The following is a 16921-nucleotide window of genomic DNA, read 5'->3' on the forward strand; positions in this document are numbered from 1 at the left end:
AGACTGCTATTTTTTGGAGGGAAAATGAAATTTTTAATGATAGGCGATGTCGTAGGAAAGCCTGGACGAGAAATACTTTTTAAATTTTTAGAAAAAAGAAAACAAAACTATGATTTTATAATCGTAAATGGTGAAAATGCTGCAGCAGGTTTTGGAATTACACCTAAAATAGCTGAACAATTTTTTTCAAAAGGTGTAGATGTAATTACTTTGGGAAATCATACATATGATAGAAAAGAAATATATTCATATTTAAATGAAAATAGTAGAATAATAAGACCATATAATTATCATCCTGAAAATGCAGGTAATGGCTATGTTATTGTCAATAAAAAAGGTGTAAAAATAGCAGTTGTTAATTTACAAGGTAAGGTATTTATGCAACCAATATCTTGTCCTTTTCTTAAGATAGATGAATTAGCACCAAAATTAAAAAAAGAAAGTGATATTTTAATAGTAGATTTTCATGCTGAAGCAACTTCTGAAAAACAAGCTATGGGCTGGAATTTAGTAGGTCTTGCAACAGTTATATATGGAACACATACACATACTCAAACCGCAGATAATAAGATATTAGCAGGTAAGACTGGCTTTATAACTGATATAGGAATGACAGGTGGGCATGATGGAGTTTTAGGTATGAATAAAAGAGAAAGTTTAAAAAGACTTAAAACAGGTTTTTCAGAAAGATATGTTCCCTGTGAAGAAGGGCTAAGAATTAATGGTATAGAAGTTGAAATAGATGATAAAAGTTTTAAATGTTTAAAAATTGATAGATTAAATATGGGATATGATGAAGTATGATAATAGCAGTAGATGGACCATCTGGAAGTGGTAAGAGTACAATATCTAAGAAAATAGCTGAAATATTAGGAATTAGCTATATTGACACAGGAGCTATGTATAGGATTTTAGCTCTATATTTAAAAGAAAATAATTTGGAATTTAGAAAAGAAATTCTAAAAAATATTAATATAAAACAAGAAAAGAATATCTTTTATTTAAATGGTAGGGATGTAAGTAAGCTAATAAGAGAAAATGATATTGCCAAAATGGCTTCAGACATTTCAAAATTAAAAGAAGTTAGAGAATATATGGTAGAAGAACAAAGAAAATTAGGAAAAGAAAAATCTATTATTTTAGATGGAAGAGATATTACTACCGTAGTATTTCCAAATGCAGATTACAAATTTTATTTAACAGCTAGTCTTGAACAAAGGGCAAAAAGAAGATATTTGGAAAATAATAAGGTTGATTTTGAAGTTCTATTAGAGGATATGAAAAAAAGGGATTATCAGGATAGTACTAGGGAAAATTCACCCTTAAAAATAGCAAAAGATGCTATAATCATAGATACAACTAATATGACAGAAAAAGAAGTTGTAAATAAAATGTTGGATATAATAAAAGGTGAGGCTAATGCGTTGTAAACAAATTATTGATTTTAATAATATGAAATATAATATAAATAAAATTTTGGAATTTGTACCTATTGAAAAATTAATGCTAGTAGTTAAAGCAAATGCTTATGGTCATGGTTATGATAAAGTAGTTAGATTCTGTTACAAGCAAGGTGTAAAATGGTTTGCAGTTGCAACTTATGAAGAAGCTATACAAGTATATAAATTAAATTTACCTATTAATATATTAATATTAGGGCCTACAGAATGTGAAAATTTTAAAGATTTAGAAGAAAAGAAGATACATTTTTGTGTAACAAGTTTTTTTGAATTAGAATATATAAATAAAAATTGTCCTAAAGCCCTATATCACATTGCTTTTGATACAGGAATGGGAAGAATAGGCTTTAATGCAGAAGATGTGAAAAAGGTATTAGAAAAATATAAACCTATTGGCTTATTTACCCATTTATCAGTAGCTGATGTTGATCCAGATTTTAGTCATAAACAATTGAATAAATTTTTAAGTATAGCTAAAAAATATAAGGTTAAATATGTGCATGCTTTGAATAGTTATGGAACTATTAAATATGAAAAAGATCCAATTTATACATTATATCGTGTAGGAATAATGTTATATGGTGGAGATGACACTGGCTTATTTAAACCTACTATGAGTTTTTATGCAAGGGTAAGTTATATAAAGAAATTAGAAGAAGATAGCTTTATAGGCTACGGAAATACTTATGTAGCTAAAAAAGGAGATATTATTGCAACAGTTTCTTGTGGCTATGCAGATGGTTTACCTAGAGAAGTATCAAATAATGCAAAAGTGTATTGTAAAGGAAAATTATATAATATTATTGGAAATATTTGCATGGATCAGTTTATGATAAAGGCTGATGAAAATATAAAAGTAGGAGATTTTGTTGAAATATATGGAGAACATATATCAATACAAGAACTTGCAAAACAATGTAAGACAATAACATATGAAATTTTCTGTAGAAATACTTCAAGAAGTTCAAAAGAATATAGGGGTGAAAAGGATGAGTTTTGATATATTTTGTATTATTCTTTTTGCTATATTAATAATTAGAGCTTTTAGAAAAGGTGCAATATATATGATATTTAAAATATGTAATTTTTTATTAGCTATATTTTTTATACCATATATTTCAAAAATTGTTGGAGAAGTTTTAAAAACAGAAAGTAAAATACTTATTTATATTATATCCTTTATTGTGCTCTATACAATAATAAATTTAATTGTTTATTTTATAGAAAAATTTATAAATGCAGTGCACTTAGGTGGAGTTAATAAAATTGTAGGTGGAATTCTTGGTCTTGTTCAAGCCTTGTGTATAACATATATGATACTTATTGTAATGCTATTTTTACAAAGTAATGAAAGTATAAAGTCAATATTAGAAACAAGTAAGGTTGTTCACTATATTTCTTTACAAGGTCAAGGTTTTAATAAATATTTTCCTGAAACTATACAAACAAAATTAGATGATTTTAACTTTAAAAATAAGGAAATAAAAACTAGGGAAGATATTTATTATGAATTAAAAAAAGGTGTAAAAACAAATGAAGATTAATATAATTGAAATAAAAAAAAGATTTTCAAAAATTGATAAATCTCTTTTAATTATAGTCTATACTTTAGTAACGATAAGTACATTATTTATATATAGTGCTACAAGATCCATGAGATATGTAAAGCAAAATATAATATGGATATTAATAGGTACTTTAATTATTGTATTATCAGGAATAATAGACTATAGATTAACAAAGAAATATATTTGGTATCTTTATGGTTTAGGTATAATTGTTCTTTTGATAGTGAGATTTGCTGGTAAAAAAACATTAGGAGCACAGAGATGGATAACTATAGGTAGTTTGCAAATTCAACCTTCAGAATTTGTAAAAATAATAGTTATATTAGTTTTATCCTATGTTATAATTTCAAAATTTAGGAAGGGTATTAATAATTTATTAGATATAATAAAGGTATTTTTATGGATTACACCCTTGGTATTTTTAATTTTATTCCAACCAGATTTGGGTAATACATTGATTATTATTTTCTCATATATATGTGTATTATTTCTAAATGAAGCTAATATTAAACCTTTGATATATATTGCAATAATAGCTCTTATTTCAGCGTATCCAATATATCATTTTGCTTTGGATGATTATCAAAAAACTCGTATAGAAGTTTTTCTTAATCCAGAAAAAGATGTTAAAAATAAAGGTTGGCATGTAACACAATCAAAAATATCAATAGGTTCTGGAGGTTTTATAGGGACAGGTATATTAAATGGTAGTCAAAGTAGATTAAAATTTTTACCTGAACCACAAACTGATTTCATATTTTCAGTTATTTCTGAGGAATTAGGTTTTGTTGGATCTTCATTTGTGATATTGCTCTACTTTTTATTGATATATAATATGCTAAAAATTAGTAGGCTAGTTGATGATGATTATGGTAGAATAATAATTTATGGAGTAGTTGGAATATTTTTAGGTCATACAATAGTAAATATTGGAATGACTTTGGGGCTTATACCAGTTACAGGTAAAACCTTATTATTCTTAAGCTACGGTGGAAGTTCATATTTGACAGCATTTATGTTGATAGCATTGGTTGAAAGTATAAAAATGAATTCGGAGTAAGAATTGAAAATAATAATTGATAAAGAAAATGAAAATGTAAGATTAGATAGATTTTTAAAAAAAAGATGCAAAAATAATAAATTATCTGAAATATTTAAGGCAATAAGACAGGGAGATGTTAGGGTAAATAATAAAAAAGTAAAGCAAGATTACAGATTGAATTTGAATGATGAAGTTAGTGTAAATAATTTATTTTATGAAGAAATAAAAGAAAAAAAGTTAAATAGAGAATATGCTAATTTAATTTTTTTTGAAGATGATAAATATTTAATAATTAATAAACCAAAGGGACTTGCAATGCATAAGGGAACAGGTACAAAAAAAGGTTTAGCAGAGATATTCAATATAAATTTTGCAAATAGATTAGATAAAAAAACGAGTGGTCTTGTAATAGCTTGTAAAAATCAAGTTAGTTTAAGACATATAACAAATTTAATAAGAGAACATAAGGTTAAAAAAATATATGAAGCTATCTGTTTGAATAATAATAAATATAAATTAAATGAAGAATTTGAATTAAAAACAGAAATAAATGGACAAAAAGCTATTAGTAAGTATAAGGTTATACATTTAACTGAAAAAAATATAACTTTTAGAGTGGAACTTATAACAGGTAGAAAACATCAAATAAGGATACAATTAGCAAATTTAGGCTTAGCTATTGTAGGAGATGATAAGTATGGAACATATCCTAAAGAAGCAAAATTACAACTTGAGTGTAAAAGAATAGAATTTGATGAATATAAATTTGAAATATAAAAAAAAAGCCTTTCGGCTTTTTCTAAATTAATCTACTATATTTGATATGAATTCTGCAACACCTTCTAAAGCGGCATTTTCATCGGCACCATCAGCTGTAACAGTGATTTCTGCACCACTTTTTATACCTGCTGAAAGAAGTTTTGTTATAGCTTTGGCATTAAAAGAATTACCATTGTAAACAAGTTCAATCTTGCTTTCAAATTCTTTTGCTTTTTTTACTAAGGCTCCTGCAGGTCTTGCATGTAGTCCTTGTGGTCCGTTGAATATAAGTGTTTTACTTACCATTGTGTCCTCCTAATATAATGCTTTATTATGATTTAATAATATAACAGATTAAAAAAAAAGTCAATATAATGGAAAAGGAGAAAAAAATGAAAATTTTAGTGTTTGGTACAGGTGTAATGGCTAATATATTAGCAAAAAGTATAAAAAAACCTCATGAATTTGTGGGGATGATAGAACCATTAGATATGAAAGATGAAAAAAAAGATTTTGATATTATAATAGATTTTTCTAATCATTTGGCAACAAAAGACTTATTAAATTTTGCAATTAATAAGAAAAAGCCAATAGTTATTGCAACAACAGGTCAAACAAAGGAAGAAATGGAAGCAATAAAGGAAGCAAGTAAGCAAATACCTATTCTTAAGATAAGTAATACTTCTATAGGAGTAAAAGTTTTAAATAAATTGGCAAGGCTTGCTACAAAAATGTTAGAAGATTTTGATATTGAAATAGTAGAGGCACATCACAATAGAAAAATAGATAGTCCTAGTGGTACAGCTCTAACTCTTGCAAAAGAAATACAAAAAGAAAGAGAAGTTAAAATTATTACAAATAGAGTAGGAAAAAGAGAAAAAGATGAATTATGTATTCATAGCTTAAGAGCTGGTAGTATAGTTGGAGAACATGCTGTCATATTCGCAGGAGAAGATGAAATATTAGAAATCAAACATACGGCTTTATCAAGAAAAATATTTGCTTTGGGTTCAATTAAATATGCGAGCAAGCTAATTAAATTAGATAAAGGCTTATACTATGATATTGATTAAAAAAACGGACTTATGATATAATGGAGGAGATATGATAGAGAATTACTTAGGTGCTAGTAATTTTGTTAGAACTTTGTTTAAAGAGGATGATGAAATAAAAGAATTAAAAAAAGAAGCTTTAGAAAATAAAATTCCTATTGTTACGGAAGAGGTTTTAGCATATATGATATATATGTTAAGATTAATAGGAGCTAAAAAAGGCTTAGAAATAGGTAGTGCTGTTGGTTATTCTGCTTATTATTTATCAAAGTATGTTGAATTGACAACTATAGAAATAGATAAAAAAAGATATGAAATTGCAAAAAAAGTTTTAAAAGGAAGAAATGTAAAAATATATAATGCTGATGCCTGTGAGATATTAAAGGACTTAGATGAAAAATATGATTTTATTTTTATCGATGCAGCAAAGGGAAAATATTTAGATTTTTTCAAACTTTGTTATGATAAATTAAATTATGGAGGTTTAATTTTCATAGACAATATTCTTTTTAGAGGTTATGTTTGTGAAAATGAATATCCTAAAAGATATAAAACTATAGTTAAAAATTTAAGGGAATTTATAAATTATTTAAAAAAATATGACTTTGCCTTGTTGCCCTTTGGAGATGGAATAGGCTTGGTTAGAAAGGAAAAAGATGCAAAATAAGGTTAAATTGTTATGTAGTTTATCTTTAGCTTTTTTAATTTTATCATGTTCTACAACAGAACCTAATTTAGTTGAAATAAAGGGGAAAAAACCTGAAAAAGTAGAACAAGTTGTAAAATTAAAAGAACAAGATAATGAAAAGATATTAAAAGATGAAACAATGTCAAAAATTGTATTTGATAGACATAAAAGAAAAATTAATCAAGATTTAAAAGGTGTATGGGTATCAACTGTATTCGGCTTAGATTTTTCAAAAACAAAAAATTATGATATGGAAAAGCAAAAGCAAGAAATAGATGAAATAGTAAAGAATGTTAAAGATTGGGGATTGAATGCGATATTTTTGCAAGTTAAACCAAGCAATGCTGTTATATACCCATCTAAAGTACATCCTTGGGATGCTTGTTTAACAGGTGTTGAAGGTGTAGATCCAGGTTATGATCCTTTAAAATATTTTGTTACAAAGGCTCATGAAAATAATATTGAATTACATGCTTGGATAAATCCATATAGAGCAGCACTTACTACAGATTTAAGTAAGTTATCAAATAGAAATGTAGTAAAACAACATCCAGATTGGGTATTTGAATTTAAGGGTAAACTATATCTAAATCCTGGAAAACCTGAAGTTGTAAAACATCTATATCAAAATATAGAAGAAATAGTTAAAAATTATGATGTTGATGGTGTGCATTTAGATGACTATTTTTATCCATATCCAAATCAAGGTGAAAAAATCGCTAATTTTGATGAAGCAGAATATGAAAAATATGGAAAACAATATCCAACTATAGAAGATTATAGAAGGGCTAATGTTGATGATTTGATAAAAAATCTATCAGTTTCAGTTCATAAAATTAAACCTGAATTATCATTTGGTGTAAGTCCATTTGGAATTTGGAGAAATGCAAAAAAAGATGAAAGAGGGTCTCTAACAGATGGTTTGGCAGCATATGATGATCTTTATGCAGATATAGTTAAGTGGATGGAAAATGGATGGATAGATTATGTAGCTCCACAAATTTATTGGGAAATAGGACATAAAAAAGCAGATTACAAGACTTTAGTTAATTGGTGGTCAAAAGAAGCAGAAAAGACTAATACTCCGCTATATATTGGAGAAGGAGTGTATAAATATGCTGAAAATAATTGGCCTAAAGATGAACTTATAAAACATAGAGATATTAGAAAAGCTAATCCAAGTATAAAAGGATATATATTATTTAGATATGAAACACTAAAAAATAATCCAAAAATAGTAGAAGAAATGAGATAAAAATGAAATTTAAGCTATGTTCAAAATTTAAGCCTACTGGGGATCAACCAAAGGCAATAGATTTTCTTTATACCAATTTAAAATCTGGTATATATGAACAAATTTTATTAGGTGTTACTGGAAGTGGTAAAACATTTACTATAGCTAATGTTATAGAAAAATTAAATAGACCAGCTCTTGTTTTGGCACCTAATAAAACTTTAGCTGCTCAATTATATAATGAATATAAAAAATTTTTCCCAGAAAATGCTGTAGAATATTTTGTTTCATATTATGATTATTATCAACCTGAAGCATATATTCCTCAAACTGATACATATATAGAAAAAGATTCTTCTATTAATGATGAAATTGATAAATTAAGACATGCAGCAACAGCAGCTCTATTAACAAGAAGAGATGTGATAATTGTTGCATCAGTTTCAGCAATTTATGGTTTGGGATCAAAAGAAGCATATAGAGAAAATTGTTTACCAATAGATATAGAAATAGGGATAAGTAGAAAAAAATTAATATCAAGATTAATTGAATTAAGATATGAAAGAAATAATGTAGTACTTGAAAGAGGTAAATTTAAGGTAAAAGGAGAAACGATAGATGTGTTGCCACCATATCAAGAAACAGCCTATAGATTTACCTTTTTTGATGAAGATTTAGAAAGTATTTATGAGATTAATCATATAAACTATAATAAAATAAGAAAGATAAAAAGATTAACAATAATGCCAGCTACACATTATTTATCAATTTTAGATAAGCAAAGTATGTTTAATGAGATACAACTTGAATTAAATACTAGAGTAAAATATTTTGAAGAAAATAAAAAACTTTTGGAAGCTCAAAGAATAAAGCAAAGAACAGAGTATGATTTAGAAATGATAAATGAAATAGGTTATTGTAAAGGAATAGAAAATTATTCAAGATATTTAAGTGGTAAAAAAAGTGGAGAAGCTCCAGATACACTTTTAGATTATTTCCCAGAAGATTATGTAACATTTATTGATGAATCGCATATAACTGTTCCTCAAATAGCTGGCATGTATAATGGTGATCATGCAAGAAAAAAAGTTTTAATTGAAAATGGATTTAGATTGGAATCTGCTTTTGATAATAGACCTCTAACAAGGGAAGAATTTTTCAAAAAGACGAAACAAGTAGTGTATGTTTCAGCAACACCTAGTGATTATGAATTAAGTCATGCAAAAGATGAAATTGTTGAACAATTAATAAGACCTACAGGTATTACAGAACCTAAAATAGTAATTAGACCAACTAAAAATCAAATAGATGATTTGATGGAAGAAATAAAAAAGTGTACAGAAAAAAATCAAAGGGTTTTAGTTACGACATTAACAAAAAAGATGGCAGAAGAATTAACTAGCTATTATGAAGAATATAATATAAAAGTTAAATATATGCATTCTGAAATTGATGCAATAAAAAGAGTTGAAATAATAAAAGGTTTAAGAAATAAAGAATTTGATGTATTAGTTGGAATTAATTTGCTAAGGGAAGGTTTAGATATACCGGAAGTAAGTCTTGTTGCCATACTTGAAGCGGACAAGGAAGGTTTTTTAAGATCAAGAAGATCTTTAATTCAAACAATGGGAAGAGCAGCAAGAAATGTAGAAGGTAAAGTTATACTTTATGCAGATGTTTTAACAGATTCAATAAAAGAAGCTCGTCTGGAAGTAGATAGAAGAAGAGAATATCAAGAAAAATATAATAAAATTAATGGAATAATTCCATATAATACAAGTAATAATGATATGGATTCTATGATGATAAAAGAAAAAGAAGAAAAAATTGTAGAAAAATTTTCTAGTGTTTCTGAAATAAATTTAAAAATAAAGCAGTTAGAAGTTGTTATGAAAGAGTATTCAAAAAATTTAGACTTTGAAAATGCTATAAAAATAAGGGATAAAATAAAAGAATTAAAAAGAATTTTAATGGAGTTGATGTAGGTGGAAATATATACAGTTAGTCAAATTAATGCAATAATAAAAAATTATATAGAAAATGATGAATTTTTTAAATATGTCTGTATAGAAGGAGAAGTTTCTAATATAACATATCAATTAAAACATATGTATATGAGTATAAAAGATACAAGTTCTAAGATAAGATGTGCCTGCTTTAGCTATAAGTATAATAATATTCCTTTAGATTTGAAAGAAGGAGATAAAATTAAAGTTTATGGTGCTATTAATGTATATTCATATGATGCTACAGTTCAAATAATAGCTAAAAAAGTTGAAAAAAAGAATAGTATTGGAGAACTTTACCAAAAACTTGAAGAATTAAAGAAAAAATATCAAATGAAAGGATATTTTTTAGAAAGTAATAAAAAAAGTTTGCCAAAATATCCTAGAATAATAGGTGTTGTAACTTCTGATACGGGAGATGCAATACAAGATATAATAAGAAATGTACATAATAGGGATGAAAAAGTAGAAATTTATCTATATCCAGCAAAGGTTCAAGGAATAGGTGCAGAAAAAACAATAGTTAAGGGTATAGAGTTTTTTAATAAACATCCAGAATTAGGTGTAGAATGTTTGATAATAGGTAGAGGTGGTGGAAGTATTGAAGATTTGTGGTCCTTTAATACTGAAGAAGTTGTTGAAGCAATTTATGCTTCAGCTTTACCAATAATTTCTGCTGTTGGGCATGAGGCAGATGTGCTTTTATCAGATTTGGTAGCAGATGTAAGAGCTTCAACTCCTACACATTCAGCACATTGTTTGATACCAATAAGAAAAGAAATAGAAGATCAATTTATGCAATATAGAGAAAAAATGAAGAATTTATTAAATAAAAAAATAGAATTAATGAAAACCAAATTAGAATATATAAAAGATAAATTGAACTATGATAAATTTTATAAAAATGTTATTTTAGAAAAATATCAAAAATTAGATTATATAAATGAAAAATTAGATAATAATATTAAATTAAAATTGAAAGATAAAAAAAATATTTTGTTAAATAAGGCAAGTTTGTTAGAAAAATATAATATAGATAATATTTTTGATAGAGGTTTTACTATAAGCTATATAGATGATACTTTGATAAAAGATGTCAATATTACAAAAGGAAAGTTAATGAAAACAATATCAAAAGATAAAATAATATTAAGTGAGGTGAAATAATGTATAAAAGAGAAGGATATATTTCATGGGATGAATATTTTATGGGCTTAGCTTTTTTATCAGCAATGAGAAGTAAAGATCCATCTACACAAGTAGGAGCTTGTATAGTTAAAGATACGAAAATAATTGGAATAGGATACAATGGTTTTCCAAAAGGAAGTAATGATGATGACTTATCTTGGGGAAAAACAGGGGATATACTTTATACGAAGTATCCTTATGTTGTTCATGCAGAATTGAATGCTATTTTAAATAGTATTAATAATTTAAAAGGAAGTACACTTTATGTTACTCATTATCCTTGTAATGAATGTGCAAAGGCTATTGCACAATCAGGTATTTCAAAGGTAGTATTTTATTCTGATAAACATAAACATCATGAATTAACAAAAGCATCAACAACTATATTAACAAATGCAGGAATAAAGATAGAAAAGTATAAAGACAGAGAAAAAGAAATAAATATTTGTTTCAAAGATTAAATAAAGCTTGTTACTTTTATTAAATTAATTTATATGGTATAATTTTATTATTAAATAATATGGAGGAACTAGAATGTTTGAAATTAAGTTACCAGATGGAAGTGTAAGAAACTGCGATAAAGAAATAACTGTACTAGATTTTGCTAAAAATTTATCAATAAGTTTGGCAAAAAAAACAGTTGGTGCAATATTTAACAATGTACAAGTAGATGTAACTTATACGATGAAAGAAGCTGGAGAACTGAAATTAATAACGATAGATAGCGAATTAGGTACAAATATTTTAAGACATAGTACAACACATATTATGGCACAAGCTGTTAAAAGATTGTATCCTAATACTAAATTAGCTATAGGACCAGTTATAGAAAATGGATTTTACTATGATTTTGATCCAGAAAAACCCTTTACAGATGAAGATTTGGTAGCCATAGAAAAGGAAATGAATAAAATAATAAAGGCTAATTACAAATTTCAAAGACATGAGTATAGTGTTAAAGAATTAATTGATAAATATGAAAAAGAAGGGGAAATTTACAAGGTTGAAATATTAAAAGGACTGGATTCAGATAAAGCAAGTGCATATACACAAGGAGAATTTTTTGATCTATGTAGAGGAACTCATTTACCTTCAACATCTTATGTAAAAGCATTTAAATTAATGAGTAAAGCTGGAGCATATTGGAGAGGAAACTCTGATAATAAGATGTTACAAAGAATATATGGAATAGCTTTCCCAACAAAGGAACAATTAGATGCACACTTGAAAATGTTAGAAGAAGCTGAAAAAAGAGACCATAGAAAATTAGGTAAACAATTAGGTTTGTTCTTTTTAGATGAACATGGACCAGGTTTCCCATTTTTCTTGCCAAAGGGTATGGATCTTTTCTTAAGATTGCAAGAATTATGGAGAAAGGAACATGTTAAGGCAGGCTACAAGGAAATTAGAACACCTAGTATGTTAGACAAAGAATTATGGGAAATTTCAGGGCACTGGAAAAATTATAAGGAAAATATGTATACTTCAACTATAGATGAAAAGGTTTATGCAATTAAACCTATGAATTGCCCAGGAGGAATTTTAACTTATAAGAGTGAACTTAGATCATATAAGGATTTACCTTTGAAATTAGCTGAAATGGGGCATGTACATAGACATGAATTTTCAGGGGCATTACATGGTTTGATGAGAGTTAGATCATTTACTCAAGATGATACTCATATTTTCTGTATGAAAGAACAAATAGAAGATCAAATAAAAGAAATAATTAATTTGTATGATAAATATTATAAATTATTTGGTTTTGAATATAATATAGAATTATCTACTAAACCAGAAAAAGCAATAGGAGATGATTCTTTATGGGAAACAGCAGAAACAGCACTTAAAAAGGCTTTAAAATCTGCAAATAAAGAATATAAATTAAATCCTGGAGATGGAGCCTTTTATGGTCCTAAGATAGATTTTAAAATGAAAGATTCTTTAGGTAGAATTTGGCAAACAGGAACTATACAATTAGACTTTAATTTACCAGAAAGATTTGATGCAACATATATAGGAGCAGATGGAGAAAAACATCGTGTTGTTATGTTACATAGAGCTATGTATGGAAGCTTGGAAAGATTTATGGGTGTTTTAATAGAACATTATGCTGGAGCTTTTCCAGTTTGGCTTGCACCAGTTCAAGTTAGAATAATGTCTATTTCAGAAGAACAAGCAGAATTTTCTAAGAAATTATACGATAGATTAATAGATTTAGGTTTCAAAGCAGAGTTAGATATTAGAGCAGAAAAAATAGGATATAAAATTAGAGAAGCTAATGCAGTTCAAAAAATACCTATACAACTTGTTATAGGTAAAAAAGAATGTGAAACAAATACAGTTAATATAAGAAGACATGGAAGTACAGAAACTGAAAGTATGGCTGTTGATGCTTTCATAGAAATGTTGAAAAAGGAAGTCGAACCTAATTTATAGAAAGAGGTGACTAAGTTGTATTATGATATAAATAATAATGATATAGAAAATATAGTCTCAAAAAAAATAAAGGGTTGTTATTCATATTTAACAGGAGCATTGATTATAACATTTTTAGTTAGTTTCTTTGCCTATACAAATGAAGCATTTAATGCAGTAGCTAATAATTTATTACCAATAGCATTAATTATTCAATTTGCAGTACCCTTTATGATGGCTATGTTTATTTATAAAGCAAAACCTGGAACACTTTTAATAGGTTTATTAGTTTATTCTGCAAGTACAGGTATATTACTTAGCTATATTGCACAAATATATACTATACAAAGTGTTTTAAGTGTACTAATGAGTACAATATGTTTATTTGCAGTTTTATCAATTTATGGCTTTATAACAAGAAGTAATTTGATGAGTTATTCGGGCTTCTTATTTGTAGGTCTAGTATCTATAATTATAATGTCAGTTATTAATATATTTTTAAGAAGTTCAAGTTTAGATTTGATGCTATCTATATTAGGAGTTATAGTATTTGTAATATATGTAGCCTATGATACTCAACTTATAAAAAATAAAATAGTTATATTAGCAAGACAAGGACAATTAGACTTGTTAGATAGGGTAGAGATAGTTGGAGCATTTTCATTATACCTTGATTTTATAAACTTATTCATATACCTTATTAGATTATTCGGTAGAAGAAAAAATTAATAATATAAGAAGGTGAGATAATTAATGAAAGGATATTTTAGTTTAGTGTTGCATGCACATTTACCGTATGTTAGACACCCAGAATACAAAGAATTTTTGGAAGAAGATTGGCTATATGAAGCTATGACAGAAACATATATTCCATTTTTAATGATGTTTGATAGATTGCATAGGGATAATGTTGAATTTAATATTACTTTGACTATGTCAGGAACTTTATCTAATATGTTAAAAGATGATTTGCTTATGAGTAGATATTTAAAGCATATGGATAAAATGGTTGAATTTTGCTCTAAAGAATTAGAAAGACTAAAAGATCAACCAGAAATGTTAAAAGTTGCTGAACATAATTATAAGACATTTAAAGATGCTAGGGATTATTTCTTATTCTGTAATAAAAATTTAGTTTCAAGATTTAAATATTATCAAGATCTAGGGCATTTGGAAATAATACCAGTAACAGCGACACATGGTATGTTACCAATGATGAAAGATTATAAAGAAGCTGCAAATGCACAAGTATTGCAAGCTAAATTAGACTATATTGAAAATTTTGGAAGAGAGCCTAAGGGAATTTGGTTAGCTGAATGTGCATATTATCCTGAACAAGATAAATATTTAGCAAAGCATGGAATTAGATATTTTTTAGTTGATGCTCATGGAATAATGCATGCTGATCCTAGACCAAAATATGGTGTATATGCACCTGTTTATACTGAAAATGGTGTTGCAGCCTTTGCAAGAGATCTTGAATCATCAGAACAAGTTTGGAGTTCAGAAATAGGTTATCCAGGTGATGGACTATATAGAGAATTTCATAAGGATGCTGGTTATGAATTAGATTATGATTATATAAAACCATATTTACATAGTGACGGAGTTAGAAGAAATATAGGTATCAAATATCATGCTATTACAGATAAAAAAGGAACATATAAGGCTATATATAATCCTGAAATGGCATATAATAGGGCAAAACAACATGCTTATGACTTTGTCTTTAATAGATCAAAACAATTAGAATATTTAGCATCAAAAATGCAACATAGAAAACCTATAGTAATTTCTCCATATGATGCAGAATTATATGGACACTGGTGGTATGAAGGGCCAATATTCTTGGAACATATATTTAGAGCAATGGCAATTTCTAATTTCAAGAGTATAACTCCTAGTCAATATTTAGATAAATATCCTATGAATCAAGTTGTAAATGTTAGTATGTCAAGTTGGGGAGCTAATGGTTACTATGATGTTTGGGTAGATGGTTCTAATGACTATATTTATAGACATTTACATAAGGCAGCTGAAAAAATGATAGAAATTTCAAAATTAGAACCTATAAATGATGTTGAAAGAAGAGCTATGAATCAAATGGCAAGAGAACTTTTGATGGCACAAACTTCATGTTGGCCATTTATAATGTTCACAGGAACTATGGTAGGTTATGCACAAAAGAAAATTTCTGATCATACAAATAGATTATTTAAATTATATGAAGATATAAAACATCATAGTGTAGATGAAGAATGGCTAAAAGAAATAGAAAGTAGAGATAATATCTTTAGAAATATAGATTATAGAATATACAGAGGATAAAATGCAAGAAATTTATTTAGATAACGCTTCTACAACAAAAGTTGCTAAAGAAGTTAGAGAATATATGTTATATTGTATGGAACATTATTATGCAAATGCAGATTCAATACATAATAAAGGTTTAGAAGTATCTAAGATAATTAATAAGGAAAAAGAAGTATTTCAAAAATTTGGACTTGATAAAAAAGAAATATTTTTCACTGCAGGTGGTGGAGAAGCAAATAATATATTATTTCAAGCTGTAGCTAAATATTATAAAAAAGGACATATTATTACGACACCAATTGAACATCCCTCTATAATGGAAACTTGTAAAAATCTTAAAGATTATGAAGTGTCTTATGTTAAAGTAGATGAGTATGGAAGGGTAGATATAGAAAATTTATTAAATTTGATAAGAGAGGATACAGTTTTAGTTTCTATTGCATTTGTAAATAGCGAAGTTGGAACTATTCAAGATATAGCTAAAATATCAGATTTAGTTAAGAAAAAAAATAAAGATATATATTTTCATACTGATTTTGTTCAAGGTTTGGGACATGTTAATGTAGATTTTAGTAAATTAAAAGTTGATGCTATTAGTTTTAGTTCGCATAAAATATATGGACCTAAAGGTATGGGAGCCTTATATATTTCAAATAGAGTTAAGTTAAAACCTATTATTTATGGTTCAAATACAGAAAATTCTTTTATTCCAAGAACAATGGCAAATGAATTAGTGCTAGGTTTTTTAAAAGCACTTAGTATGTTGGATGATAAAGATATAGAACATATGAAAAAATTAAAAGAATATGCAATAGATGAGCTAAAAAAAATAAAGGATATTAGAATTAATACTCCAGAAATATCTAGCCCTGGTATAATAAATTGTTCTGTAGAAAATACCAAGGGAGAGGTAATTATGAATTATCTATCATCAAAAGGTATATATATATCAACAGGTTCAGCTTGTTCTGTTAAAAAAGGAGCTAGTAGGGTTATAAAAGAATTGAAAATACCAAAAGAATATAACGAAGGAGCTATAAGAGTTAGTTTAAGTCGTTATACAACAAAAGATGAAATTGATACTTTTATAAGGGAATATAAGAATATAATTAATATAATGACAAGGTAGTTAGAAACTATCTTGTTATTTTTTTTTTTTTTTTTTTTTTTTTTTTTTTTTTTTTTTTTTTTTT

Annotated in this window: 17 protein-coding genes; 16 read left to right on the forward strand and 1 reads right to left on the reverse strand. The window is 26.8% G+C overall.

The annotated features are described in order from the left end of the window. Positions 1-24 precede the first annotated feature (24 nt). Genes AWT65_RS02965 through AWT65_RS02990 form a run of 6 tightly spaced genes read left to right on the forward strand, consistent with a single transcriptional unit; the run spans position 25 to position 4847 of the window. Positions 25-804, forward strand: coding sequence for a TIGR00282 family metallophosphoesterase (locus tag AWT65_RS02965; RefSeq protein ID WP_066729213.1), 780 nt, complete (start codon positions 25-27; stop codon positions 802-804). Beyond that, positions 801-1430 (forward strand): (d)CMP kinase, encoded by a 630-nt coding sequence (gene cmk, locus AWT65_RS02970; RefSeq protein ID WP_066729215.1) that lies wholly within the window; start codon positions 801-803, stop codon positions 1428-1430. The genes AWT65_RS02965 and cmk overlap by 4 nt, the downstream gene beginning before the upstream one ends. Beyond that, positions 1420-2460 carry an alanine racemase gene (alr, locus tag AWT65_RS02975; RefSeq protein ID WP_066729216.1) on the forward strand — a complete coding sequence of 347 codons (1041 nt, stop codon included), beginning with the start codon at positions 1420-1422 and terminating at the stop codon, positions 2458-2460. Before cmk ends, alr begins: the two co-directional genes overlap by 11 nt. Then, complete coding sequence (locus tag AWT65_RS02980) at positions 2450-3004, forward strand: CvpA family protein (RefSeq protein WP_066729217.1); 555 nt, start codon at positions 2450-2452, stop codon at positions 3002-3004. Before alr ends, AWT65_RS02980 begins: the two co-directional genes overlap by 11 nt. Beyond that, positions 2994-4088, forward strand: coding sequence for a rod shape-determining protein RodA (gene rodA, locus AWT65_RS02985; protein ID WP_066729220.1), 1095 nt, complete (start codon positions 2994-2996; stop codon positions 4086-4088). The genes AWT65_RS02980 and rodA overlap by 11 nt, the downstream gene beginning before the upstream one ends. Before the next feature lie 3 nt (positions 4089-4091). After that, positions 4092-4847, forward strand: coding sequence for a pseudouridine synthase (locus AWT65_RS02990; RefSeq protein WP_066729221.1), 756 nt, complete (start codon positions 4092-4094; stop codon positions 4845-4847). 27 nt (positions 4848-4874) lie between these two features. On the opposite strand, the gene AWT65_RS02995 is transcribed toward AWT65_RS02990, so the two are convergent. Continuing rightward, entirely contained in the window at positions 4875-5135 is a 261-nt protein-coding gene (locus tag AWT65_RS02995) for an HPr family phosphocarrier protein (protein WP_066729223.1), read from the reverse strand. Between the two features lie 86 nt (positions 5136-5221). Here AWT65_RS02995 and dapB point away from each other — a divergent pair, with 86 nt between their 5' ends. From dapB to AWT65_RS03045, 10 genes are all read left to right on the forward strand, one after another. Next, positions 5222-5902, forward strand: coding sequence for a 4-hydroxy-tetrahydrodipicolinate reductase (gene dapB / locus AWT65_RS03000; RefSeq protein WP_066729224.1), 681 nt, complete (start codon positions 5222-5224; stop codon positions 5900-5902). A 31-nt stretch (positions 5903-5933) separates the two neighbouring features. Next, a complete protein-coding gene (locus AWT65_RS03005; protein WP_066729225.1) occupies positions 5934-6548 on the forward strand; it encodes an O-methyltransferase in 615 nt (204 codons plus the stop codon). Next, entirely contained in the window at positions 6538-7824 is a 1287-nt protein-coding gene (locus AWT65_RS03010) for a glycoside hydrolase family 10 protein (protein ID WP_066729226.1), read from the forward strand. The genes AWT65_RS03005 and AWT65_RS03010 overlap by 11 nt, the downstream gene beginning before the upstream one ends. 2 nt (positions 7825-7826) lie before the next feature. Next, positions 7827-9788, forward strand: a complete 1962-nt coding sequence (uvrB, locus tag AWT65_RS03015; RefSeq protein WP_066729227.1) for an excinuclease ABC subunit UvrB — start codon at positions 7827-7829, stop codon at positions 9786-9788. Further along, on the forward strand, positions 9789-10976 hold the full coding sequence (gene xseA, locus AWT65_RS03020; RefSeq protein WP_066729228.1) for an exodeoxyribonuclease VII large subunit: 1188 nt from the start codon (positions 9789-9791) through the stop codon (positions 10974-10976). Next, a complete protein-coding gene (locus AWT65_RS03025) occupies positions 10976-11458 on the forward strand; it encodes a deoxycytidylate deaminase (RefSeq protein WP_066729229.1) in 483 nt (160 codons plus the stop codon). Before xseA ends, AWT65_RS03025 begins: the two co-directional genes overlap by 1 nt. Before the next feature lie 73 nt (positions 11459-11531). Further along, on the forward strand, positions 11532-13436 hold the full coding sequence (gene thrS / locus AWT65_RS03030; RefSeq protein WP_066729230.1) for a threonine--tRNA ligase: 1905 nt from the start codon (positions 11532-11534) through the stop codon (positions 13434-13436). 15 nt (positions 13437-13451) lie between these two features. After that, positions 13452-14144, forward strand: coding sequence for a Bax inhibitor-1/YccA family protein (locus AWT65_RS03035; protein WP_066729231.1), 693 nt, complete (start codon positions 13452-13454; stop codon positions 14142-14144). Positions 14145-14168: 24 nt separating this feature from the next. Next, entirely contained in the window at positions 14169-15743 is a 1575-nt protein-coding gene (locus tag AWT65_RS03040; protein WP_066729232.1) for a glycoside hydrolase family 57 protein, read from the forward strand. Between the two features lies 1 nt (position 15744). Continuing rightward, a complete protein-coding gene (locus AWT65_RS03045) occupies positions 15745-16857 on the forward strand; it encodes a cysteine desulfurase family protein (RefSeq protein ID WP_066729233.1) in 1113 nt (370 codons plus the stop codon). The last annotated feature ends 64 nt before the right edge of the window (positions 16858-16921 follow it).

Source organism: Sneathia sanguinegens (assembly GCF_001517935.1).
GTDB lineage: Bacteria > Fusobacteriota > Fusobacteriia > Fusobacteriales > Leptotrichiaceae > Sneathia > Sneathia sanguinegens.